At 45.1% G+C, this 20,780-nt stretch carries 19 protein-coding genes; 9 read left to right on the plus strand and 10 right to left on the minus strand.

Annotated features, from left to right (window positions below):
- The first annotated feature begins 40 nt into the window (after positions 1–40).
- The 4 genes from ELR70_RS04190 to ELR70_RS04205 are packed head-to-tail and all read left to right on the plus strand — an operon-like array spanning position 41 to position 5,012.
- On the plus strand, positions 41–2,614 hold the full coding sequence (locus ELR70_RS04190; protein ID WP_164881427.1) for a reprolysin-like metallopeptidase: 2,574 nt from the start codon (positions 41–43) through the stop codon (positions 2,612–2,614).
- 36 nt (positions 2,615–2,650) lie between these two features.
- Entirely contained in the window at positions 2,651–3,004 is a 354-nt protein-coding gene (locus ELR70_RS04195) for a hypothetical protein (RefSeq protein ID WP_054013520.1), read from the plus strand.
- Positions 3,005–3,703: a response regulator gene (locus ELR70_RS04200; protein ID WP_054013519.1), complete on the plus strand. Its 699-nt coding sequence runs from the start codon at positions 3,005–3,007 to the stop codon at positions 3,701–3,703.
- Positions 3,693–5,012: an ATP-binding protein gene (locus ELR70_RS04205; RefSeq protein WP_054013518.1), complete on the plus strand. Its 1,320-nt coding sequence runs from the start codon at positions 3,693–3,695 to the stop codon at positions 5,010–5,012. The genes ELR70_RS04200 and ELR70_RS04205 overlap by 11 nt, the downstream gene beginning before the upstream one ends.
- Here the strand turns inward: ELR70_RS04205 and ELR70_RS04210 are convergent.
- From ELR70_RS04210 to ELR70_RS04255, 10 genes are all read right to left on the minus strand, one after another.
- On the minus strand, positions 4,996–5,421 hold the full coding sequence (locus tag ELR70_RS04210) for a hypothetical protein (RefSeq protein ID WP_054013517.1): 426 nt from the start codon (positions 5,419–5,421) through the stop codon (positions 4,996–4,998). The two genes, ELR70_RS04205 and ELR70_RS04210, sit on opposite strands and share 17 nt — an antisense overlap.
- A gap of 30 nt (positions 5,422–5,451) precedes the next feature.
- Positions 5,452–6,237 carry a DNA-binding domain-containing protein gene (locus ELR70_RS04215; protein ID WP_054013516.1) on the minus strand — a complete coding sequence of 262 codons (786 nt, stop codon included), beginning with the start codon at positions 6,235–6,237 and terminating at the stop codon, positions 5,452–5,454.
- Positions 6,230–7,066 carry a DUF692 domain-containing protein gene (locus ELR70_RS04220; RefSeq protein ID WP_235577042.1) on the minus strand — a complete coding sequence of 279 codons (837 nt, stop codon included), beginning with the start codon at positions 7,064–7,066 and terminating at the stop codon, positions 6,230–6,232. The genes ELR70_RS04215 and ELR70_RS04220 overlap by 8 nt, the downstream gene beginning before the upstream one ends.
- A 94-nt stretch (positions 7,067–7,160) precedes the next feature.
- The gene (locus tag ELR70_RS04225; RefSeq protein ID WP_054013514.1) at positions 7,161–7,619 is read right to left on the minus strand and encodes a hypothetical protein; all 459 of its coding nucleotides are present in this window, start codon (positions 7,617–7,619) and stop codon (positions 7,161–7,163) included.
- 298 nt (positions 7,620–7,917) lie between these two features.
- The gene (locus tag ELR70_RS04230; protein WP_054013513.1) at positions 7,918–9,036 is read right to left on the minus strand and encodes a DUF3466 family protein; all 1,119 of its coding nucleotides are present in this window, start codon (positions 9,034–9,036) and stop codon (positions 7,918–7,920) included.
- A 241-nt stretch (positions 9,037–9,277) separates the two neighbouring features.
- Positions 9,278–9,532, minus strand: a complete 255-nt coding sequence (locus tag ELR70_RS04235; RefSeq protein ID WP_054013512.1) for a hypothetical protein — start codon at positions 9,530–9,532, stop codon at positions 9,278–9,280.
- Positions 9,533–9,557: 25 nt separating this feature from the next.
- On the minus strand, positions 9,558–9,950 hold the full coding sequence (locus ELR70_RS04240; protein WP_054013511.1) for a hypothetical protein: 393 nt from the start codon (positions 9,948–9,950) through the stop codon (positions 9,558–9,560).
- A gap of 1 nt (position 9,951) precedes the next feature.
- Complete coding sequence (locus tag ELR70_RS04245; protein WP_054013510.1) at positions 9,952–10,260, minus strand: DUF883 C-terminal domain-containing protein; 309 nt, start codon at positions 10,258–10,260, stop codon at positions 9,952–9,954.
- Positions 10,261–10,392: 132 nt separating this feature from the next.
- The gene (locus ELR70_RS04250) at positions 10,393–11,508 is read right to left on the minus strand and encodes a DUF418 domain-containing protein (RefSeq protein ID WP_054013509.1); all 1,116 of its coding nucleotides are present in this window, start codon (positions 11,506–11,508) and stop codon (positions 10,393–10,395) included.
- Positions 11,509–11,637: 129 nt separating this feature from the next.
- Positions 11,638–12,084 (minus strand): helix-turn-helix transcriptional regulator, encoded by a 447-nt coding sequence (locus tag ELR70_RS04255; RefSeq protein WP_054013508.1) that lies wholly within the window; start codon positions 12,082–12,084, stop codon positions 11,638–11,640.
- A gap of 415 nt (positions 12,085–12,499) precedes the next feature.
- Between ELR70_RS04255 and ELR70_RS04260 the strand changes: the two genes are divergently transcribed.
- From ELR70_RS04260 to ELR70_RS04280, 5 genes are all read left to right on the plus strand, one after another.
- Positions 12,500–14,452, plus strand: a complete 1,953-nt coding sequence (locus ELR70_RS04260) for an alpha-amylase family protein (protein ID WP_235577045.1) — start codon at positions 12,500–12,502, stop codon at positions 14,450–14,452.
- Positions 14,453–15,082: 630 nt separating this feature from the next.
- Positions 15,083–16,042, plus strand: coding sequence for a hypothetical protein (locus ELR70_RS25295; RefSeq protein WP_241566279.1), 960 nt, complete (start codon positions 15,083–15,085; stop codon positions 16,040–16,042).
- Positions 16,042–17,292, plus strand: coding sequence for an RHS repeat-associated core domain-containing protein (locus ELR70_RS25300; RefSeq protein WP_241566280.1), 1,251 nt, complete (start codon positions 16,042–16,044; stop codon positions 17,290–17,292). Before ELR70_RS25295 ends, ELR70_RS25300 begins: the two co-directional genes overlap by 1 nt.
- Before the next feature lie 1,179 nt (positions 17,293–18,471).
- Positions 18,472–18,810: a hypothetical protein gene (locus ELR70_RS04275; protein ID WP_128064479.1), complete on the plus strand. Its 339-nt coding sequence runs from the start codon at positions 18,472–18,474 to the stop codon at positions 18,808–18,810.
- 188 nt (positions 18,811–18,998) lie between these two features.
- A complete protein-coding gene (locus ELR70_RS04280) occupies positions 18,999–19,760 on the plus strand; it encodes a hypothetical protein (protein ID WP_054013503.1) in 762 nt (253 codons plus the stop codon).
- The last annotated feature ends 1,020 nt before the right edge of the window (positions 19,761–20,780 follow it).

Here is a 20,780-nt window from a genome sequence, read left to right on the forward strand (position 1 = left end):
GAATTATGACCGCAATGACAACAATCCGACGGGGCTTACCATGAATAAACTCTCACTGATGTGCCTGTTTTTGATTTTAACCTGCCAAAGTGCAATCGCGGTCCATTCTATAGGGCAGACTCACTGGACCTTGCTTGAGCAAAACCCGCAAATCAATCTAAAAAGCACAGAGCAAATTCTGACACTAGATGAGTCCAGCGTTCAGGCATTGCTAGCAACCTCCGACTTTGTTGATATGGCACTTCCTTTGCCTTCTGGCCAATTCGTCACTTATCGACTTAAGCCTAGTCAGGTTATGGCTCCGGAACTTGCCCGCAAGTATCCGCAGATAATGACGTTTCACGGGTCTCAGATAGATAGGCCTGACAACCTTGGCTCTTTTGACCTATCACAAAAAGGGTTCTTTGGGATGTTTGAGCACGATGGAAAAACAGTGTACATAGACCCAGTAAAAGGAACGAAGCAGTACCGTAGTTACTATTTTACGCATGCTATGAAGCAGGCCAACTCGGTTAAGATTAAGCGTCATCCACCGATACGCTTTGCTGAGTTATCAGAAGCTTTAGAAAAAAGACCTGGTGATTTAATGCAAACCAGCCAGATTAGTGAGCGGATTGTTTATAGGCTGGCAGTTACGGCGACGGGTGAATATACCGCCTATCATGGGGGGACTCGCGCGCTTGCACTGGCGGCGCTCGTCACTATGGTCAATCGGGTCAACCAGGTATATGCGCGAGATTTGGGAATTACATTCCAACTAGTGGCCAACAATGATCAACTGATATTTATTGATGCGGCGACTGATCCCTTTACGAACTCAGATCAGGATATTGATGGTGACACTATCACAGATGCCATAGAGGCGGTTATCAGCGCTTCTGATTATGATATCGGGCATTTAGTGGTGACTGAAGGCGGAGGGGTTGCAGGTTTAGGGGTGGTGTGCACCTCTCAAAAAGCAGCGGGCCTGACTGGTAGTCCCGTACCTGAATCAGATGCATTTTATATCGATTATGTAGCCCACGAAATTGGCCATCAACTTGGCGCTGAGCACACTTTCAACGGCTTAGTGGGTGCCTGTCAGGGAAATCGCTCCGGATTATCTGCGTTTGAGCCGGCCAGTGGATCCACCATTATGGGATACACAGGTATATGTGGTACCCAGGATTTACAAAAAAACTCAGATCCCTTTTTTCATTTGCACTCTATCGACCAGATGGTTGAAGTCACCCGTCAGGGCGTCGGAAATACCTGTGGTAGCCGAACAGGTTTGACAAACCAAAGTCCCGTGGTTGATGCCGGTAGTGACTATTTCATTCCGGCACGAACACCGTTTACTCTGACTGGCAGCGCAACAGATCCAGATTCAGACACGCTTACTTTCAGTTGGCAGCAATTCGATTTGGGAACGGCTACTAGTAGTCCTGATCAGGACGCCATTGACAGGGGGACTGGCCCTTTATTTCGGGTGTTTGACCCAACTTCTGAACCCGTAAGAACCTTTCCGAGGTTAATAGATATTCTGACCAACAGTACTGTACTTGGTGAGACTTATGCGACGACAAACAGAACGCTTAGTTTTCGTCTTGCTGTCAGAGATGGTCAGGGACATGTTGCAAGCGATGCGATGCAGGTAACCGTTGTGAACTCAACCAACGGATTCAGGGTGACACAGCCTGACAGCAGCAGTCAGTGGGACTCTGCAACGCATTCAGTTATCTGGGATACAGCAAATACCCAAAACGCACCAGTGTCTTGCAGCAGAGTCAGTATTAGCCTCTCAACAGATGGTGGAGCGAGTTTTCCGACCTCTTTGGCAAACGGAGTGGATAACGATGGACAACAGGATGTGCTGATCACGTCAGCCATAAGCACCAATCAAGCCAGAGTAAAAGTACATTGCCCAGACAACATATTTTTTGCGATCAATTCAGGAAACTTTACTATCAATTTTGATGGACCGGCGGAGCCCATCATTCCTGTCTATCAGTCTCAGGATCCGCTTTCAGTCAATGAAGATGAGCGGTTAATGGTAAAAAAAGAGGACTTAACCTTTGCCTTTGACTTAGCTATCGACTCTATTACATTGATGGCAGGTGACAATTATACCCTTGACGGTACCACGGTGATCCCGGATGAGCACTTTAATGGATCATTGGTTGTGCCTGCCACCGCGACCAAAGACAATCAAATCAGTGAGCAGTTCAACATAACAATCACAGTGGTTGCGGTGAATGATGAGCCGACAGTGCTAAACGACAGAGTCGAAGTTGCGTTTCAGGCCAGTCAGGTTGTGTTGCCTGTGCTCAGTAATGACAGTGATGTTGATGGCGATATATTGAGCATATCAAGTGTGGATTATCAGGGAGATGGAACAGTAACGATTGCGTCTGCCAGTTTAGTATATACCGCAGGCAGCACATTTTCAGGCACAGAGACCTTTAGCTACACGGTAAGTGACGGCAATGGTGGTAGTGCAAGCGGCGAGGTTGAAGTGACAGTAGCAGCCCCTGTAGAGCCAGACCCTGAGCCTAACCCGCTCCCCGAGCCACCGGTACAATCGCTCAATGATGGGGGTCAGGAGGCACATTATTTGCTGTGCTGTGGGTTTTGATAATATGCTGCGGTATCAGATTGGGAGTAAAAAAGTATGGCAGGTAAACTTGCTATGGCGATGGCCTTGTTCGCTATAGGTATAACTACGGGGTGTCAGGGCATGAGCAAGCAAGCCTCAAATGCAGACAGCAAATTAGATCAGGCAGTGTCTCAGGCTTTGGCCATGGAAGATTTCCGACTTTATTACACGACGGGAAGAAGGCCCGTTGTACCTGGTTTTGAGCAGTTGGCATTTAAAGAGCTGGAGGCTCAGTGTGGTGTTAAAGCTATGCCCGGGACAGGAGATACGCTGCGTAGTGAAGCTGATAAAAAAGCGCGCTCAGAGGCTTATCGATACGCCAGGGAGTTTAATATCAAAATGTACGAAGCGTGTTTGAACAGGCGATAAATGACAACAGAACAAAAAATATTACTGATAGATGATGATACAGAACTGACCCAATTGATGTCGCTATTTCTTGAAAAAAATGGCTACTGTGTTTCATGTTATGCCCAGGGGAGCGGCGCAGTGGAGCGTGTAAGAGAATTTGCCCCTGATTTACTGGTACTTGACCTTATGTTGCCTGGCCAAGATGGGTTGAGTATTTGTCGTCAGATCAGGGGAAGTTTCAGTGGGCCAATTATCATGTTGACAGCTCTGGTAGACGACATAGACGAAGTCACCGGCCTGGAAGTCGGCGCCGATGACTACTTGTGTAAGCCAGTTAAACCCCGGGTACTGCTTGCACATATTCGGGCCCAGCTCAGGCGTCATGATATGCTCTTGGCGCAAAGCAGTCAGCATGTCAGAACCATCCATGAAGGTGAGATATGCGTGGATCTGACCAAACGTAAGGCAACCTGTGGTGATAAAGAAATTCTTCTGTCCAGTGCTGAATTTGAACTTCTGTGGTTACTTGCCAGCTCACCCGGGCGAATTCTATCGCGGGATGAGCTGTATCGAACGCTCTTTAAATTGGAATTTGACGGCATGGATCGTTCGATTGATTTACGTATTTCCAGGTTGCGTAAAAAGCTTGGCGACGATCCTAAGGAACCTAAAATAATTAAAACTGTAAGAAACAAGGGATATTTGATTGCAAGTTAACACTTTACGGGTGTTCGCCTTTATTGCTGTGGCAATTGTGCTTAATAGTGTGGTGGCTTTTACGGTACGCAACACCTTACTTATCGACATAGAAACTCGGTATATCGAACAACAGAATCAATTTTTGGATAATGTGAAAGCGCAGATATCTGAAGTGCTTAGAGACCCTGAGCGTTTGTCTTTATCGGGTATCCAAGTGCAGCTGGAAGCGCAATATGACACGCAAGCGCTGCTGATACCGCGTGATGCTGAGTACTTCTCACAGGAATTACTAGCCGAGTTAGCCTTATCTCAAAATCAGCATGGACTGGTGGATTACGTAAACGCAACCGTCTATTTTGTGTTAAACGATAAAGACGTGCTCGAGGTTGGGCCACTGGTCGAACAGAATATGTATTATTTTCTGGTCGACTGGTTTGACTGGTTGGTATCAGCTTGCCTTAACCTGTTACTACTCTTGATATTTTGGTATGTGATAAATAAAGAGCGTCAGGCTTTAGTGGCACGATTGAACACGATGCCTGTACCTTTGAGTCAACCACAGGATCTGAACACCAGCCTGCAACAGCTTTCGCAGCTTGTTGATGCTCAGCTCAGTGAAGGAGAGGCCAGGATCACTTTGCAGCGAGATCTGCTTCATGGCGTGGCACATGAATTCCGCAGTCCAATGGCGCGGATGCAGTTTGCACTGGATATGCTGGAGGAAGCCGGTGAAGATGAACGAGGTGAGCTTCATACCAGCCTGAGTCAGTCACTCAAGGATTTGGAAAGTCTGGTCAGTGAGTTGTTGTATTATGCCAGAGTCAAAGACAACTCAGTCAAACCAAATCTGACCGCGCTGAATATGGATATTGTATTGCAGGAAACGCTGGACAAAGTCGTGCCTTTTTACCCCCATATCGGTTTTGAACTGGATAGCGTCGATATACACTGGCGTGGGGATGAGGCACAGGTGAAACGTCTGTTCACCAACCTGATGCGCAATGCGGGTCGATTTGCTCGATCTCGAGTGCGTATAGAGTCTGACATTCAAGGGGGCGAAGTCGTTGTTCGCATAGCTGACGATGGCATAGGCATTCCACCTGGAAAACAGGCGCGCATTTTTGAGCCATTTACCCGGCTGGATCCTAGTCGCTCCAGAGATTCAGGTGGATGTGGGCTGGGTTTAGCAATCGTTCAGTCCATCGCTATCAAGCATCATGGCACTGTTCGGGTCAGTGACGAAAACGCTGAACTGGGCGGTGCGTGTTTCGAGGTCAGGCTCCCCCTGATAAACGAATCGGCCAGTCAAATCACTCCAGATCATTGAGTAATAGTTTGATTTCACTACGAACGCTATCTATATCGTTGACAACAAGATCAACAGCTTGTGTGCTGGCGTAAATATTTTGCCAGTTTTCGTTCCAGGTCGTTTTCAGTGTTCTGGCACTTTGTTGTAGATCGCCATTTGTAAGGTAACTGAAGTCATTGATTAACCCGACACTGATCCACCCTTTTCGCGGGCTACCCTCTGTTCTATTTTGATCGTAATGGGCGATATAAATCAGTTGCTCTAACTGCGCGAGCTCCTTTAGCATCTCGAAGCAAGCGGTACGTATATTGTTATTTTGCTCCGAGACTTCCAGACGCCAGGCATTATAGGCAAAACCGACAAAGGCAAATAACATACTGGCGATAAGACTGAGCTGATAAAGGCGGATTTTTTCACTAAGTTTCATAGAGTTCCTGGTCCATTTAGACGTGGCGTTTTATGGCAGCTGATAGTCACCCAGCCAGTTTGCTGCGAGAGCTTTTTGTAATAACTGCATGACTGCGAGCGTGCCAGCCTCAGCATCGTGATGAATATTAGCTGCGGCCTCGCAAACGAAGCTAAAGGGCAAGCCTCGGCCCATCGATTGCAGGCATTGATACTCATGTAGTGATAAAGGATGAAAGGTAGTGCGCAGATCGGTCTCGCGAATAACCAGCCAATAGCGTTCAGACTCAAGCTCTGGCGAAGGGGGCGAATTCCCGTGCTTAAGTGCCTGCCAGCTTTCAACCGCGGCAAACTGACAACACAGCAGTCGTGCGCTTGGGTGCAAAGAAAAAACAATATTCGGCCATAAATCAGCGGGGATTTGTTGAATATCAGACAGGGTCAGGCGCTTAGTGTCAGGCGCATCGAACGCCTGTAGCAGCTGACGCTCAAACAACGCGATTTCACTCAGGATCCCATATTCAGAAAAAGGAAGCTGACTGGCAAGAAAGTGGGGGAGTTTGTCGCCAAAATGCCTTAACGAAGGGTCATTTGAGGGATGCTGAGCCAAATATCCCGTCACCATTTCATCAAACAAATCGTCACCCAGATAGCGCCCCAGCATCTCATGATCTTGCTCTAATACTTTGGTGAGGCGGATGCGGTAAGCATTTTGGTAAATGAGGGCTCGGTGCTTGGCATCCAAACCAGGTTGTGGCGCAATATGGTTAATCAAATCCTGATCAGTGCCGTTAAGCAAGGCCATAAACGCTTGTTGAATGCTGGCCAGTTCAGTCATTAGCTCTCCAATTCAAAGGGGCAAGCTTTCTTGCTTGATTTAACTCGGCCATCAGAGAATCAAAAGGCGGGAAATTATCGTCTCTTTCGATCATCGAATTGATAGGTAAGCGAGATTGTGCGTAACGCTGAAATAATTGCCATACTGCGTCACAAACAGGCTGATCATGTGTATCCACAATATGGCTGCCAAAATCACTGTGACCAGCCAGATGGATCTGTGCAACGGCTTGCTGTGGAATGGCATTGAGGTAATCCATGGCATCAAAGCCATGATTTCTGGCGCTGACATAGACATTATTGATGTCGAGCAAAAATTGACAGCCCGATTGTTGATGCAGCGCAGCGAGAAACTCCCATTCGGTCATCTGAGATTGATGATACGTCAGGTAGCTGGAGACATTCTCCAGGATTAGTGGGCGCTCCAGGTAGTCCTGAACAATTCGCAAGCGATCGCATAAATGTGTGAGTGCCTCTTCGGTGTAAGGGAGTGGCAACAAGTCATGACTATTAAAATCGCCAAGAGATGAAAAACACAGATGATCAGATACCCAGGCTGGGCGGATGCGCTCTATGGTGCGCTTCAAATCTTTCAGATAGTCGAAATTGACCTCCGTGGTGCTGCCAATTGACATTGAGACACCGTGCATGGCTATGGGGTAGCGTTCTTTTATCTGATCAAGATAGTGCCAGGGCTTGCCACCCTCAACAAAGTAGTTTTCTGAAATAACCTCAAACCAGTCGACTTCAGGCTCAGAGTTGATGATGTCTTCAAAATAACAGGTACGTAGTCCCAGGCCAAAACCCAGATAGGGAGGTGATGTGTTCAAAGTTAGGTCCATTTGGGCTAGTGGCTTTGTTTAGCTTGCGATGCGGATTCGTATCACAAGCTAAAACTGGGCCGTAAATTGTAATACGGAACGATTAGCTTTCGACTTTGCCGCCGATATCCTGGCAAGCTTTGACAGGCATTTTTACAAATCCCGTGCCTTTACATGAAGCATGACCACCACACGCGTTGTTGGCAGTTTTACAGTCGTTATGGCCACCGCAGATATTGACATCATGGCATTTAACCAGATCTGACTTGGCAACAGAACCGACCCATTTGTCTTTCACTTTACCGCCTACATCTGCGCACGCTTTACCTGGCATAGCGACGAACCCAGTGCCTTTGCAACTGGCTTGTCCTGAGCAGGCATTGTTGGCGGTTTTACAGTCATTGTGACCACCACACACATTCACATCATAGCAATGTACCAGATCGGTGCTTGCACCGCTCGTACCTGTGGTTGCTGCATTGGGTGATGAATTGTCTGTTGCATTACAACCTACCAGGCCTGCAACCATGACCGCCATAGCGGCCCCCGTTAGTGCTTTCATTTTATCTTCCTCATTGAGTGTGTGCCAAACAGAGTATGGCGGTTACCGATCCATAATTGCTGTTGTCATAGAGTGGAAAGGTAGTTCAGCAGCATGTTCAATGCCCGTACTTATTGGTAGCCAATTGCCACCTGAACATGCTGCTGTAACGACAAGACCTGCCCTGACCAAGTTTCATTTCAGTTTAGTCGAAAATTTTTTATTGTAGGGAGGAGGGAAGTAGGGAATATGGTGGGATCCCTGACCAAACCTCACGGCCAGGGATCCAGTTGCTAATTAACGTCTCAGGGGAGCGTGATTACTGTACTTCTAACAAAAAGGCACGACGCTGGTTGTCCTTGTTAACGTAAATGCCCACAATGTCTCCACGTTCATTCACTGCTTCAGCTGTTTGCAGCCAGCCCGGTACTGAAACCAGGCGGTTTAAATCATACAGTTTGCCTCGATAATAAACAGTGGCCTGTATGGTGTCAGAGGTCGATGAGAAACCAACGGCAGTACCTGAGCGGTTAATGTCATTGAAGGCTGATTCTTCGCGTGATGTTTGCTGTAGTCCGCCGACAACATGTTCTGCAACACCCCCAAGCATAGAGGGATACCAGATGGTTGCTTTCAGCGGAGTCATGGCACGGACCATCTTAGAGCCGGCAATCATGCCATAGTCATTGATTGCATTCATTTCGCTCATAACGCCTTCATGCTCATCTATCACCGATACCTGTCCGTGTTTATAAATAAAGGCTCTGTTGGGCTTGTATGACCAGGCTTCATATTCAAAGCCAATAATATCACCCAGATTATTCAGGCCAGTGGCGCGTCGATAATAAGTGTTGTGCTGTGCTTCTGTTGAAATGATATTGTTCTGCCAGGATACCAAAGTGTCCTGGCCGCTATGGTTGTCAGCCCAGCCAATGATTTTGCCCTGGTCATTGATATCAGCGGCCATAGCACTGTCAAGAGGCTTGTTACTGAGTACCGGCAGAGCTTGGGGAGCACCTTGCTCAAATCTGACTGGTTGATGATAGCTCTCCCCCATTTTTGTATCATTGTTAATGCCGCGTAAAATCTCATATCCCACGGCCACTGAGTGATTGTTTATGGCTACCGCATGTGAAGACTGTACTGTGTCCTGACTATGGCCGAGATCAATCATGACACCGTCTTGATACTTGAACGCATATTCACAGTTCATCGGTTTACTTACCGGAGAAGTACAACCCATATTGTTATCTCGGGTGGACCAGCCAACTATGACTCCGAGGTCATTTATATCCAGCGCAGCCGCTTCACTTCCTCCCAGAGTACCCAGGTCGACAAACCGGTATGAGGGCGACTCAGAAGCCAAAGTCGTGGCAGAAAAAGTGCAAAAAACGGTACTAGCGATTAGCGTGGCAGTGAGAGATTTAATGTAATACATCTTAATACTCCTTTTAGTTACATTAATAAAAAAGAATGGGTTTTGTAATCTGTTGAGACTAAAATTACCCATTAATGATGACAGAAAAAAGTATTAATCGTTAAGGTAAAATAACAGCACCTATTGATCTGGAGCAATAAAGGTACATTTTATTAGTTTCTATATCATGTAGATAGCTTATAAAATGTTCAGGCCAGGTTCTGTTAAGGGTTAGACTGCAGACGTAGGATCGCATGGCCGCCTATGTTTGCCGGATCAAGCGCCTGAGCATGACCAGCTTTCGTAATACTGAAATTTTGTGTTTGCTTTTGAACAACAGCACACCGCCAAGTGCCAACAGTGCAATACCTTCAGGTGTGCTCGCCATGGCCTTGGTTTTGCAGCAAAAGCGCCTTTTATTGAACTGCGCATGATATAACTGCTTCATAAGGCGCAGCTGTTGCTGCTGCACCTCTTTGTGTGCGGTTTGGTAAATGAAACGTGCAAGCCAGTTCATTATAACGCCCTTCGAAAATCTTGAATCAAAACACATCAAGCAGATCGTTAGTGGTTTTATCGAACAACTGTATTGCAGTTGCTATCAGGTAGTAAATCAGTGCCAGGTTTAGCGTCATCAGCAATCCCGCGGATACAAACCAGCTCAGACCGGCTTGTACCATCGCATAGGCAATCAAGCCCTGAAGAGACAGCCAGGTTACTGTAATAAGCAGTGCAGAAATCATCAGCAGGATAATACAGGCAAGGATAGCTTTAAAATGGGCACGAAGTTTGGCCTTTAACAATGCAGCGCAAGCGCGGGCAAGTTCAGCATAGCTGGTGGTAACTGACTTACCTGCGTGCAATAGCCCTTGCAACTGCGCACCCATGCTTGCCGATTGGTGATGTCCAGCGTTATTGCCTGATGACGCGCTCATATTACTTACCCCGCAATAGCATGGTCAGAAGGACACCGGCACCAAATGCAATGCCCGCTGTTTTAACTGGGTTTTCGGTTGCGTATTCCTTAATACCCGAGGCATTCCATTTTTTCTCAAGAAGGCGTTTCTGTGCTTGCAGAGCCTGGCTTGAGGCATCGCCCTTGTGCCTTAATTGCTCTTCAGTTTTGGCTGCTGTGTCGTGCAGAGCATCAACGGTGGAATGCAGAGAATCAGCTAACTGATCTGATACCGGGTGTGTGTGCTCTTGGTTTACCTGACTGTTAGCGGCCGATTTTTTGGTACTCATAATAACTCCTTGATTGCGAGAATTAGTATGGTGTTAGGTGCAAGCAGCTTGCCATAAAAATTCTTCCATTAATCAGGGGATTAGTTGTTTTTTGTGAGTTGGAATAGGGGGATTTACCGGTTTGTGAATATTTTACTCTGTATTATTTACGCGCAAGATCCTATTTGAACAGGTCTCAGCACGTGAAATGAGGTGCCTGAATAACCACTCGACGGGACCCTGAGTAAATCGTCGGTGCCATAGTGTGGCAAACAGCCAGGCTGACAAGCAAAAAAACAGACTGCTACATAGAGCCATCTCAATTGATTGACCTCCGAGCATATTCATTGCCTCTAATATGCCCATACCAATAATAATGTGCGCAATATAAAATGTGAGTGATAACTTACCTGTTGCTTCCAAAGAGCGAAATAGCGCTGTATGGTGATAACTTTGTGCCAGCCTGATGCAGATGATCAGGACTATCATTGAGCTGGCGGTGGCAGAGAGCAAGTACTGGGGTAAAGGCGGGATAGGCCCTGTACTCAGTAAAAAGGTGATTTCTTCACCATGCATACCCAGGTTTTGTGCCATCACACGGAAGAGATAAAACGCGCTTTCAATGAGTATTAACACCAAAAGTGCAACTTTAAACAATCGTTTTTGAGTTGCCTTCTGATGTAACGGCTGGCGGCCAAGCCACATGCCAAACACCAGTAGTGCAAACCAGGGTAAAACAGGATGAAAGCCATTATAAAAAATGCGCCGAAGCATCCCTTCTGGAGTCCAAAGTTCAAGGTAAGTTAGGGTATCCCAGTGCCAGCCCTGCGAGTAGTCAATGATGAGTAACAGGGCCGGAAACGTCGAGACAATTGCAGCACAGAGCACAAGTAAGGTGCGATGAGATGCAAATAGTAACCAGGAAGCCAATATAAAGTAGCAGCCATAAAAATGCAGAATATCAGCAGGCCAGACTGGCAGGTAAACCAAACCTAAGCACAACAGTAAAATACCGCGCATGGCGACTTTATTTTGCAGTTGCTTCCTTTGCAGCAGGTTGTGTTGCTCGGCTTTTCGACAGCTCAGTGCCAGACCAACTCCGGCAAGTATCACAAACAAAGCAGCAGCACGGCCTTCAAACAATGCACTTGCTGATATCAACAAAGTGCTGCCTGTGGTCGCGCCCATCACGAGTTTAAAATTAACGACCACCATACCAAAAATTGCCAACGCTCTGGCAAGGTCAATACCATGGATCCGCTTACTCATTAGTGTGCCCGCTTGTCTGTTCAGTGTGTCTTAAGTTAATGGGTGTGGGCAGAATATTCCGTTAATAAATGTATAAATTTGTAATTGATACGGGTACGGGCTAAGCGCTTAAAATACTTGCCTGCTAACTTAGCTTCCTGACCAGATTGAGAATTTATCTCCCAGATATTTGCTGTAGCGAATGAAATACGCATTGACGAGCAATAATAATCCACCAACGAGCGCCGCTTCGCTGAACAGACCTATAAGGCAAAAACTTAAACCAAAGGCATGTAGTATAAACTCCAGACGTGTCAGAAGTCGTCTGTCGGGTTGGCTTTTAAACGTTCCCAGAAAAAACCATACTTTGAGCCACAAAGGTAATGGGCGAATGGATGCGTCTTGATTTGGCATAAATGACTCCTTTTGTAATGTATTAATGTCGGTCTCCAATGCAGCAGCAAGGCATTTTAGAGACTCCATGCTGGGCTTATGTCCTTGTTCGATACGTTGAATGGTTCTGATATTGAGTCCTGACATCATGGCCAGTTGAGCCTGAGTCAGGTGCTTGCTTAATCTGAGTTGTTTTAGGATCATAAGTAACTCGCTACATGGTGATGTTGAAAAGTGTTACCAGAAGTTCTGAAACAGGCAAGAAGTTACGGTCGGCTTTTTTGTGACAAAGTATAAATATCAGTAAGTTACATTATTTAAAAGTTACTGAAACAGGCAATTAAGTCGAGCTTTTTAATCGTGTCAGAGTGATGCCGTTCGATTGCTAAAAATATAAAACTTGGTTGGAACGGAAGAAGTTAGTGTGCTTTTTGAACGAATTGTGTGGTGAACAGACTGGCGCGCTTTTATGCATACGTATTCAATAGACGTTTAATCGGATCTCTCTATATTGTTACCGTGATGTAAATATTATCGTTATGACAACAACAGAGAGCACACAATGGTTAAACAGTCACTCAAAGCGTTGAATACTGCGCTAATTACCGCAGGGTTGGGCATGTCCGCTCAGGCACTGGCAACTCCCACTACTTTTGTTCATTTATTCGAATGGTCCTGGCAGGATATCGCCACCGAATGTGAAACTTTTCTTGGTCCAAAAGGCTATGCTGCGGTTCAGGTATCTCCTCCCAGTGAACACATTACCGGAGCGCCGTGGTGGACACGTTATCAGCCAGTCAGCTATCAACTTGAGAGCCGCAGCGGTAATCGTGCCCAGTTCACCGATATGGTGGAGCGTTGTAAAGCCGTTGGTGTAAATATCTATGTTGATGCAGTGATCAACCACATGGCACACGGCAGCGGCACAGGCGTGGCTGGCAGTACTTTTGGTGATAAACACTACCCTATTTACAGTCCGCAAGACTTCCACGAGACGTGTGCAATTAACGACGCTGATTATGGCAACAATGCATGGCGAGTACAGAATTGCGAACTGGTTGGCCTGGCCGATCTAAACACCTCTTCAACTTATGTTCAAAACACATTGGCGGCTTACCTAAACGATCTGGTTGGAATCGGTGTAGCCGGGTTCAGACTCGATGCCAGTAAGCACATGGCCGCATCGGATATTGCGACAATCATGAACAAAGTAAATGGTGAGCCTCTGGTCTTCCAGGAAGTGATCGATCAGGGAGGTCAGGCTGTGCGTGCAGATGAGTACTTTGGTAATGGATTGGTGACAGAATTCAAGTACAGCACCAAACTGGGGGATACTTTTAAGTCGGGCAAACTGGCCTGGTTAAACAGTTTTGGTGAAGCCTGGGGTATGATGCCAAGTCACCTTGCAGTAGTCTTTGTGGACAATCATGATAACCAACGAGGTCACGGCGGGGCCGGAAATGTGGTGACTTATGAGGATGGCGCACTTTATGATCTGGCTAACGTATTTATGCTTGCCTTCCCATATGGCTACCCCAAAGTGATGTCGAGCTATGACTTTAACCATGATGGTGATGCAGGCCCTCCGGGAAGCTCTGTACATCAGGGCAGTACCCTGAATTGTTTTGCTAATGAGTGGCAATGTGAGCACCGTCGCGGCATGATTGCGGGAGCCATGGATTTCAGAAATAACACCACGGGTCACTGGACGGTAAACAACTGGTGGGACAACGGCAATAACCAAATTGCATTTTCGCGCGGTAATGAAGGCTTTGTAGCGATTAACCGTGAAGGTGGGTCGCTTAATCAAACGTTGCAAACAGGTCTTGTCGAAGGTGTGTACTGTGATGTTCTGAGTGGCGGAAAAAACACCGCAGGTAATGGTTGCTTAGGCAGTCAGATTACCGTGTCGCAAAGTGGCGTTGCCAATATCAACATCAGCCCGATGAGTGCAGTTGCAATTCACCACAACAGTAAAATCGGCGATACTCCGGATGTTCCGGTGGGTGACTGGCAACGGACTGTGATCTTTATTAAGGCCGAAACAGCTGCGGGCCAGGATATGTTTGTCCGTGGTGGCTTAGATCACACTTTTGCAGCCACCTTAGGCCGTGACTGTGCTCAGGAACCCATGCAGTGTGCGATGCCTGTTCGTCACAATAATCTGAAAAACCCGACTACACAAGGCTGGAAGCAGGGTGATAACTTCCTTGACTGGCAAGGCGCGGAGTCTGGCCAAAGTGCAGATGCCCAGGGCAGCGCACTGGACTGGACCACCAACTTGTGGCCTGCCCAGTGGGGAGCCAAAGCCACGGTTGAAAGCAATGGATATGGTGAAACGCAGCTGAACCAATGGGGTGCTCATTACTGGATGTTGGATGTAGATATGGACTGTAGCCAGACCCACAATGGCTGGTTTGAGATCAAAGCCTTTGTTAAAAACGGCCAGGGCTGGGAAGGCGACATTAGCCAGATCAACACCCCCTACAACAGTAATAATCACTTCGCTCGTTGCGGACAAATCTCAGTATTTGAATTTAATCAATCGACTGCGATTTACAGTAATTTCTAACCAATAACGCCGGGTCTGCGGCGGTCAGTATTCGGTAGCGGTCACTCTCCCTGGTGGCCGTTGCCTCTTGCAAACTCTGCTTGCTAAGTTGTCTGCATCCGTTTATCGACTTTCAAAGCGACGCCAGTAAAACAGTCTCCTGGGTACTTTCCGCTATGAATACCTTCCTAATCTGTCTCCCTTTTATGTACAAATTCACAACTTGGCAGGTCACTGTTTTGGCTGGATTGATGTGAGAAAGTAGTTGTTTCTATTATGGTATAATTTTGCCCTATATTAAGGTTAAATAAACTTCTTTAGTAGTAGATAGATAAGTTTTTTATAGTGAGTTTGTTTACGAACCTTCACCAATTCTGGAAGCAACTGGAAACAAACTTACTATTACGACATCTTTGGGCGATCATCCTCCACGCTGACGTCACTGGATGGAACGGCTCAATGTACTGGTAAAGTTGAGCCCAATGAAACAACGGCAGATTTACGTATTACTGATGGCTCTAACCTGGACCCAATCGAAAATCGCTGTGTGATCCAGCAGAACTTTTACGATAGCTACAGTCGGTTAGCGTTGCAGTTGACGATTATCGCCGCACGGAGCAGGGCAAGTTTATTGAAGCCCGCGGTGTTGCAATGACTTATCAGAATGGTCAGCTGTTGGAAAAAAGAGATGCGCGCAACAGCAACACAGGACAGGTTTACTACAAAGTTGCTGCACTCAATGAGCGTGGTCAGGTCACCCAGTATGAAAAGGGTGGCGTTACTATGAACATATCGTATGACCAACAAGGCATGGTCGAGACGATTTCAGACAGTAGCCGTAATATTCAAAACGATATTTATAGTTTTGATAGCCTGGGTAACCTGAAAACCCGCTCTCAAATTGGGATGGCGGTACGTACTTATCATTACGATGCTCTGAACCGTGTGCTGGGCGTAAATCAGGTCGATCTGTTTAAGTACTCAGCGTCAGGTAATCTTATTGAAAAAGCCGACTATCTGGTTGGTACTGACATCGAATGTTCTGGGTATGGAGAGACTTCGGTCATGGTGTTGGGTCGCTGGACTCAAAAGTATGGTGAAAGCAACGCGCCGCTGCATGGCATTTCATCTAGGAGCCGCGCAAGCAATTCTGGCTGTTTTGGTACCCTGCCAGGCAAGACTGAGTCGTTCAGATATGATGCCAATGGTAATCAGGTTGAACGGGTTGGCAGTGACGGTACGACATCAATCGATTACAGCGCCCGAAACAAAGCGACTGAAATCTCTGGTAACGGAGAAACAGTTACCTTTAGTTATGACGCAAACAACCGTCGCTACAAGCGAGTCGACAACACGAATACCGTGTACTACGTTGGTGCGCTGGAACTGACTATCCCGAAGGCGAAGGACGGTAAGCCTGTAATCAACCGTTATATCGGCAATGACGCACAGCAAACGTATTATGATACTAAGCTGAGTAAAACCAAATGGCTGTTTACAGATCATCAGGGCTCAACGATCGCGGTAACCAACAGTGAGCATAAAGTCCTGACGCGTTATGCGTACGATATCTTTGGCAAACAGCGCGAGGTAGAGTCTAACCCGGGCTGATGGGGGATGTGTTTAGCAACATTAACGACAACCTGAGAGCGTACACGGGCCATGAACCGGTTTCACTGGGTGGCGACAAGCGTATCATTCATATGAATGGGCGTATCTATGACTCAGAGACTGGTCGATTTATGCAGGCGGACCCGGTGGTACAGGCGCCGAGTAATTTGCAGAATTACAATGCGTATTCTTATGTGTTGAATAATCCGCTGTCATATACGGATCCGAGTGGGTATTTGTTTAAGAAGCTTGGGAAGTTTATTAAGAAGTACTGGCGACCAATGCTTGCTATTGTGGTTGCATATTACACTGGGGATTGGGCGAATGGTTTAGAGCTGTTTACAAATCCTATTGCACAAGGTGCTGCAACAGGTGCTATAGCTGGTGGTGCAGCTGGCGCTGTAGGTAGTGGCTCACTCAAAGGTGCGCTAACTGGCGCGGCCACAGGTGCTGCTTTTGGAGCGATAGGAGCCAACTTTACGGGGGCTGCTGAGGGAAGTTTTGAGCATATTGCATCACATGCATTGGCAGGTGGAGTACTTGCTGAAATCCAAGGGCAGAACTTTGGTCATGGATTCTGGAGTGCGGGCCTAACGAAAGGGATGGATGTCAACGGGTTTATGCCTGGGGTTGGTGCTGGAATGAATATGGCACGAACTTTAGTTGCTGGTATTATTGGTGGTACTGTATCTGAGTTGGTTGGTGGCAAGTTTGCTAACGGTGCAGTTACAGCGGCTTTTGCTCAGGCATTTAATGGTAATTCATTTTGGGATAGGGCGCAGGAATACGGAGAGTTAGCTTTAGAGTTGGCACCGGGTTATGACCTGGCAATGTGTATGAGAGCGGCAGCAAGTTGTAGTACGACTGAGTGGGCCATGGCTATGGCTGATTTTACGCCATTAGCTGGTATTGCTAAGGCTAAGAAAGCTTATAATTTAGTTGATAAGGTTACAGATAAGGGATTGGGCTCTACTCGCAAAAGAGTACGGGAATATTTAAACAATATTGAGGATGTTCCTCGGGAGCAATTAGTTAAAGATTTAGAAAAAGCGGGCTTTGAAAAGGTATTTGATGGAAATGGCATGCAACATTTTCAACGAGGAAAGTGGAAAGTTAGGATAGACCCTCCTCATGGTAAGACTGACTATAATCACATGCACATCAATCGAGGTGGAAACAAAAATGCTTTTGATAAAAACTTGAAGCCGGTTTCTCATAAAAGTCCAGATGCGCACATATCGATACAGTAATGAGGTGAAAATGTGAGTTTTTTTGAATATAGTTTCCCCGATGAGATTGTAGAGTCTTTTTTATACGACTCCAAAAACAATTTAATAGAAATTAGTTTCGAGTCGTACAGTAGAAATGGTGACTTTATTGAGACGCCATGCAAATTAGTTATCAAAGATTGGGTTCAAGCTAATAGTAAACTTCATAACGCTAAAGAGTATGGCCCTTTGGAGTCATGCTTGGGAGTGATTAGCCTTATTTTAAGTATTACGAGCGATAAAGAACGGGTATGCATTGTTGCGAATACTATTGACGATAAGTATATCGATTTGTTGTTCACTAATCCTTATATATATGTGGAAACCTTATCTTAATGTAGTGGTGAATTATCAAGGACACCCACCCAAAATCGCAGGCATTCAGTCTGGATATTTGGTAGCCGCATGGACATATATGGACGCTCCAGCTATGTCAAGCCGAGCAGGCCTGCTGGATAGCGAGTTTTCGGTACTCGCATGTAGCCGCATAGACAGCAACCCAAAAATGGCGTACGGACTGTACGCCGTCTAACTTTAGGTAACACTCATTAACCACCCTGAATGGTTGCATAATTTTAAAAGGGAAACCATCCCAAACTGGCGATTCAAGTTTTGGTAAAACCATTGACTCCAGAGTAAAGGAATTTAGGCACGGTGAATAAAGTGAGTGATGTTATAAAAATCTTTGGAAGGCTTTCTTATAGTTCGTTTGCAGCTAGCTTGGTTTTTTTTTGCGTTTCTTACGCTATTTATAGTGGTAAGGAAGTAGGGTGTAAATATACTGAAACTAAGATATGTGACGACTTCTCAGAACCTTTAATTATTGGTCTGGTATTAGCTGCGTTGTCCGGACTCTTTCGTTACATTTATTGTAAATTAAGGGACCAATCTCGCAGGTAGACACTACCTAAAATAGTGCCCTGGATTAGTTGACCATTACACGCTGATGTTTATGAGGGTTAAGTTACTATGAAAAAACAATCAATAGGTATAATCATGATCTTGGGGTCGTTTTTCTCTTTGCTCTTAATGGCTTTATTGGGGAAGGAAGTAACTGACTCCATTCCTTTGGTCATCAAACTATTACTTTTTTTAACCTTTATTATCGGTATGATTTTAACGGGAAGACATATAAAGCTTTAGTTGAAAAACCAGTTTTAGATGAATTTTCAAATGATTATGGATATTAGAAAGTACTGGTCACCGTTTTTCTGGGGGACGTTTATTTATGCATTGGTTGGACAGTTTACGGTTGTTCTTGTGCTTCAGAGCTACGGACAAGCAGGTGTCGATAGTTACAAAGCAATAGAAAAAGCTTGTCTTATGATTACTATGCTTGTGATGTGGGGGTATGCTTTTACTAGAGCATTTAATGCAAGTACTCTTCCCAGGAAAGCAGTATTAACCTTTTTGTCAGTAGTACTTATTTTCGCTTCAGGCTACCTTTTTTATGTATATGATATGATCAAGAAATACAATAAAGCCAGTGTCTTACGATGATTAAAATAGGTGGGTTTAAACTCACTTTTTAAATGTCGAAGTTATGAGAGAAGAGGAATTAAGAATTTCAAGGGTACCCACTAAAAATCGCAGGTGGAAAGCTCTTTATATAATAACGTGATGACGTATTTAACTGCTTTTGCAGGGGGGGAATCTTGCAGTCTCAATCCCCCATTAGGAGGTAGGTAATGAAGTTAATAATTTTGCTATTAATTTTTTCTAGTTTTTCTTTGAAAGCCGAGTTGACTCTTAAGGATGTTGAAGTTGATATTTTTAAGGAAGGCAAGTTAAAGAAAGATGATGTAATGAGCTTGTTGTTGTCGGGCTCTCATGAGGATAAGAATTTATCTAACTACTTGTTATCTTTAGTATATGGTTATGGGCTTTATGGTGTAGAAAAAAACATTGAAAAGTCTGAATATTACTTTTTACCCTTGTTAGAACTAAAGTATAGAGATATTTTCTTTGTGGCTGGCACTTTTTGGTCTAATTCCAGGAACCCAGAGAAATTTAAAAGAGGAGTGATATTGCTAGAGAAGGCTTCTGAGGAAGGAGATTTGGATGCGTTATATAATTTGTACTCTTTGTATAATCATGGGCGTTATACTAATAAAGATAAGCTCGGGGACATTCTGGGTAGAAACTATGATAAAGGTGATAAGGAAATCGCACTGCAGTATGGCAAGGTGATGATAGATGGTCTTATTGAGAAACAAGACAAACTTGGAATGCTAAAAGTTTTAGATAATCTGAGCCGAATAAGTTTTAAAGGGTATGAAGGAGAGTACTATTATGTATTGGCTGGGTTCTATGGTTATACAAATTCTCCGTTATACGATGAAGAAAAAAGGAACTACTACCTAATTCGCTCTTATGAAAATGGGTATTACGCTGCTGAAAAGTTATTGAAAGGAATGGGAATGCTACCGGATTTACCTATAGAAAAGTAAGTTTGGGTGACAGTTACAAGTTAGATGGACATATATGGACGCTCCAGCGATGTCAAGCCGAGTAGGCCTGCGGGATAGCGAATTTTTGTTATCCCGTTCGTTATGTTACCCGTGTTGCCATGCCTGATGTTTGGTCCGCCCCTGGGTTACCAACAATGTAAAATAACCGTGGATAAATGCTTGTGAAACTAATTTATAACGTCCTTGCTGGGGTTTTCTTCTTTTTAGCCTACTATGCAATTGAAATAGAGAGTCACTTACTTTTAAGTTTTTTTATTAGTTTGTGCCTAGTATGTATTGCCTTATATATTCGTGAAACAAAGGTTAGGTTTTCTGTTTTCTATTATTTTTTGATATCTATTCTGACTTTTTTGGTTTGGAATAGCTATTTTCTGAAAAACTGAAGAGCAGTTATGAGTCAAGTGGAGCTCCTAGGACAGCCGCCTTAAATGGCGTACAGACTGTATGCCATTTAAGCTAATACTCATAGCCACTCTGAATGGTTGCGCAGTTTTTACAGGGAGCCCTCCCCTAAACTGGCGGTTCAAGTTTTGGAAGAACCATTGACAACAGAGTGAAGGAATTTAGGCGCGGTGAATAAAGTGAGTGATGTTGTAAAAATCTTGGGAAGGCTTTTTTATAGTTCTTTTGCAGCTAGCTTGGTTTTTTTCTACGTTTCTTACGCTATTTATAGTGGTAAGGAAGTAGGGTGTAAATATAGTGAAACTAAGATATGTGACGACTTCTCAGAACCTTTAATTATTGGCCTGGTATTAGCTGCGTTGTCCGGACTTTTTCGTTACATCTATTGTAAATTAAGGGACCACTCTCGCAGATAGACACTACCTAAAATAGTGTCCTGGATTAGTTGACCACTACACTGATCACACAAGGCAAGATTAGTTCAATGATTTAGGAAACAACGCCTATGTCGGGTCAAACTTTTCTATGAGTTTGAAAGTTAAAGTATCTTTCTGTCTTATGAAATTTTATTTAAATTTTTACAACATTGTGGTTTCT

This window comes from Pseudoalteromonas sp. R3 (assembly GCF_004014715.1).
In the GTDB taxonomy this organism is placed as follows: domain Bacteria; phylum Pseudomonadota; class Gammaproteobacteria; order Enterobacterales; family Alteromonadaceae; genus Pseudoalteromonas.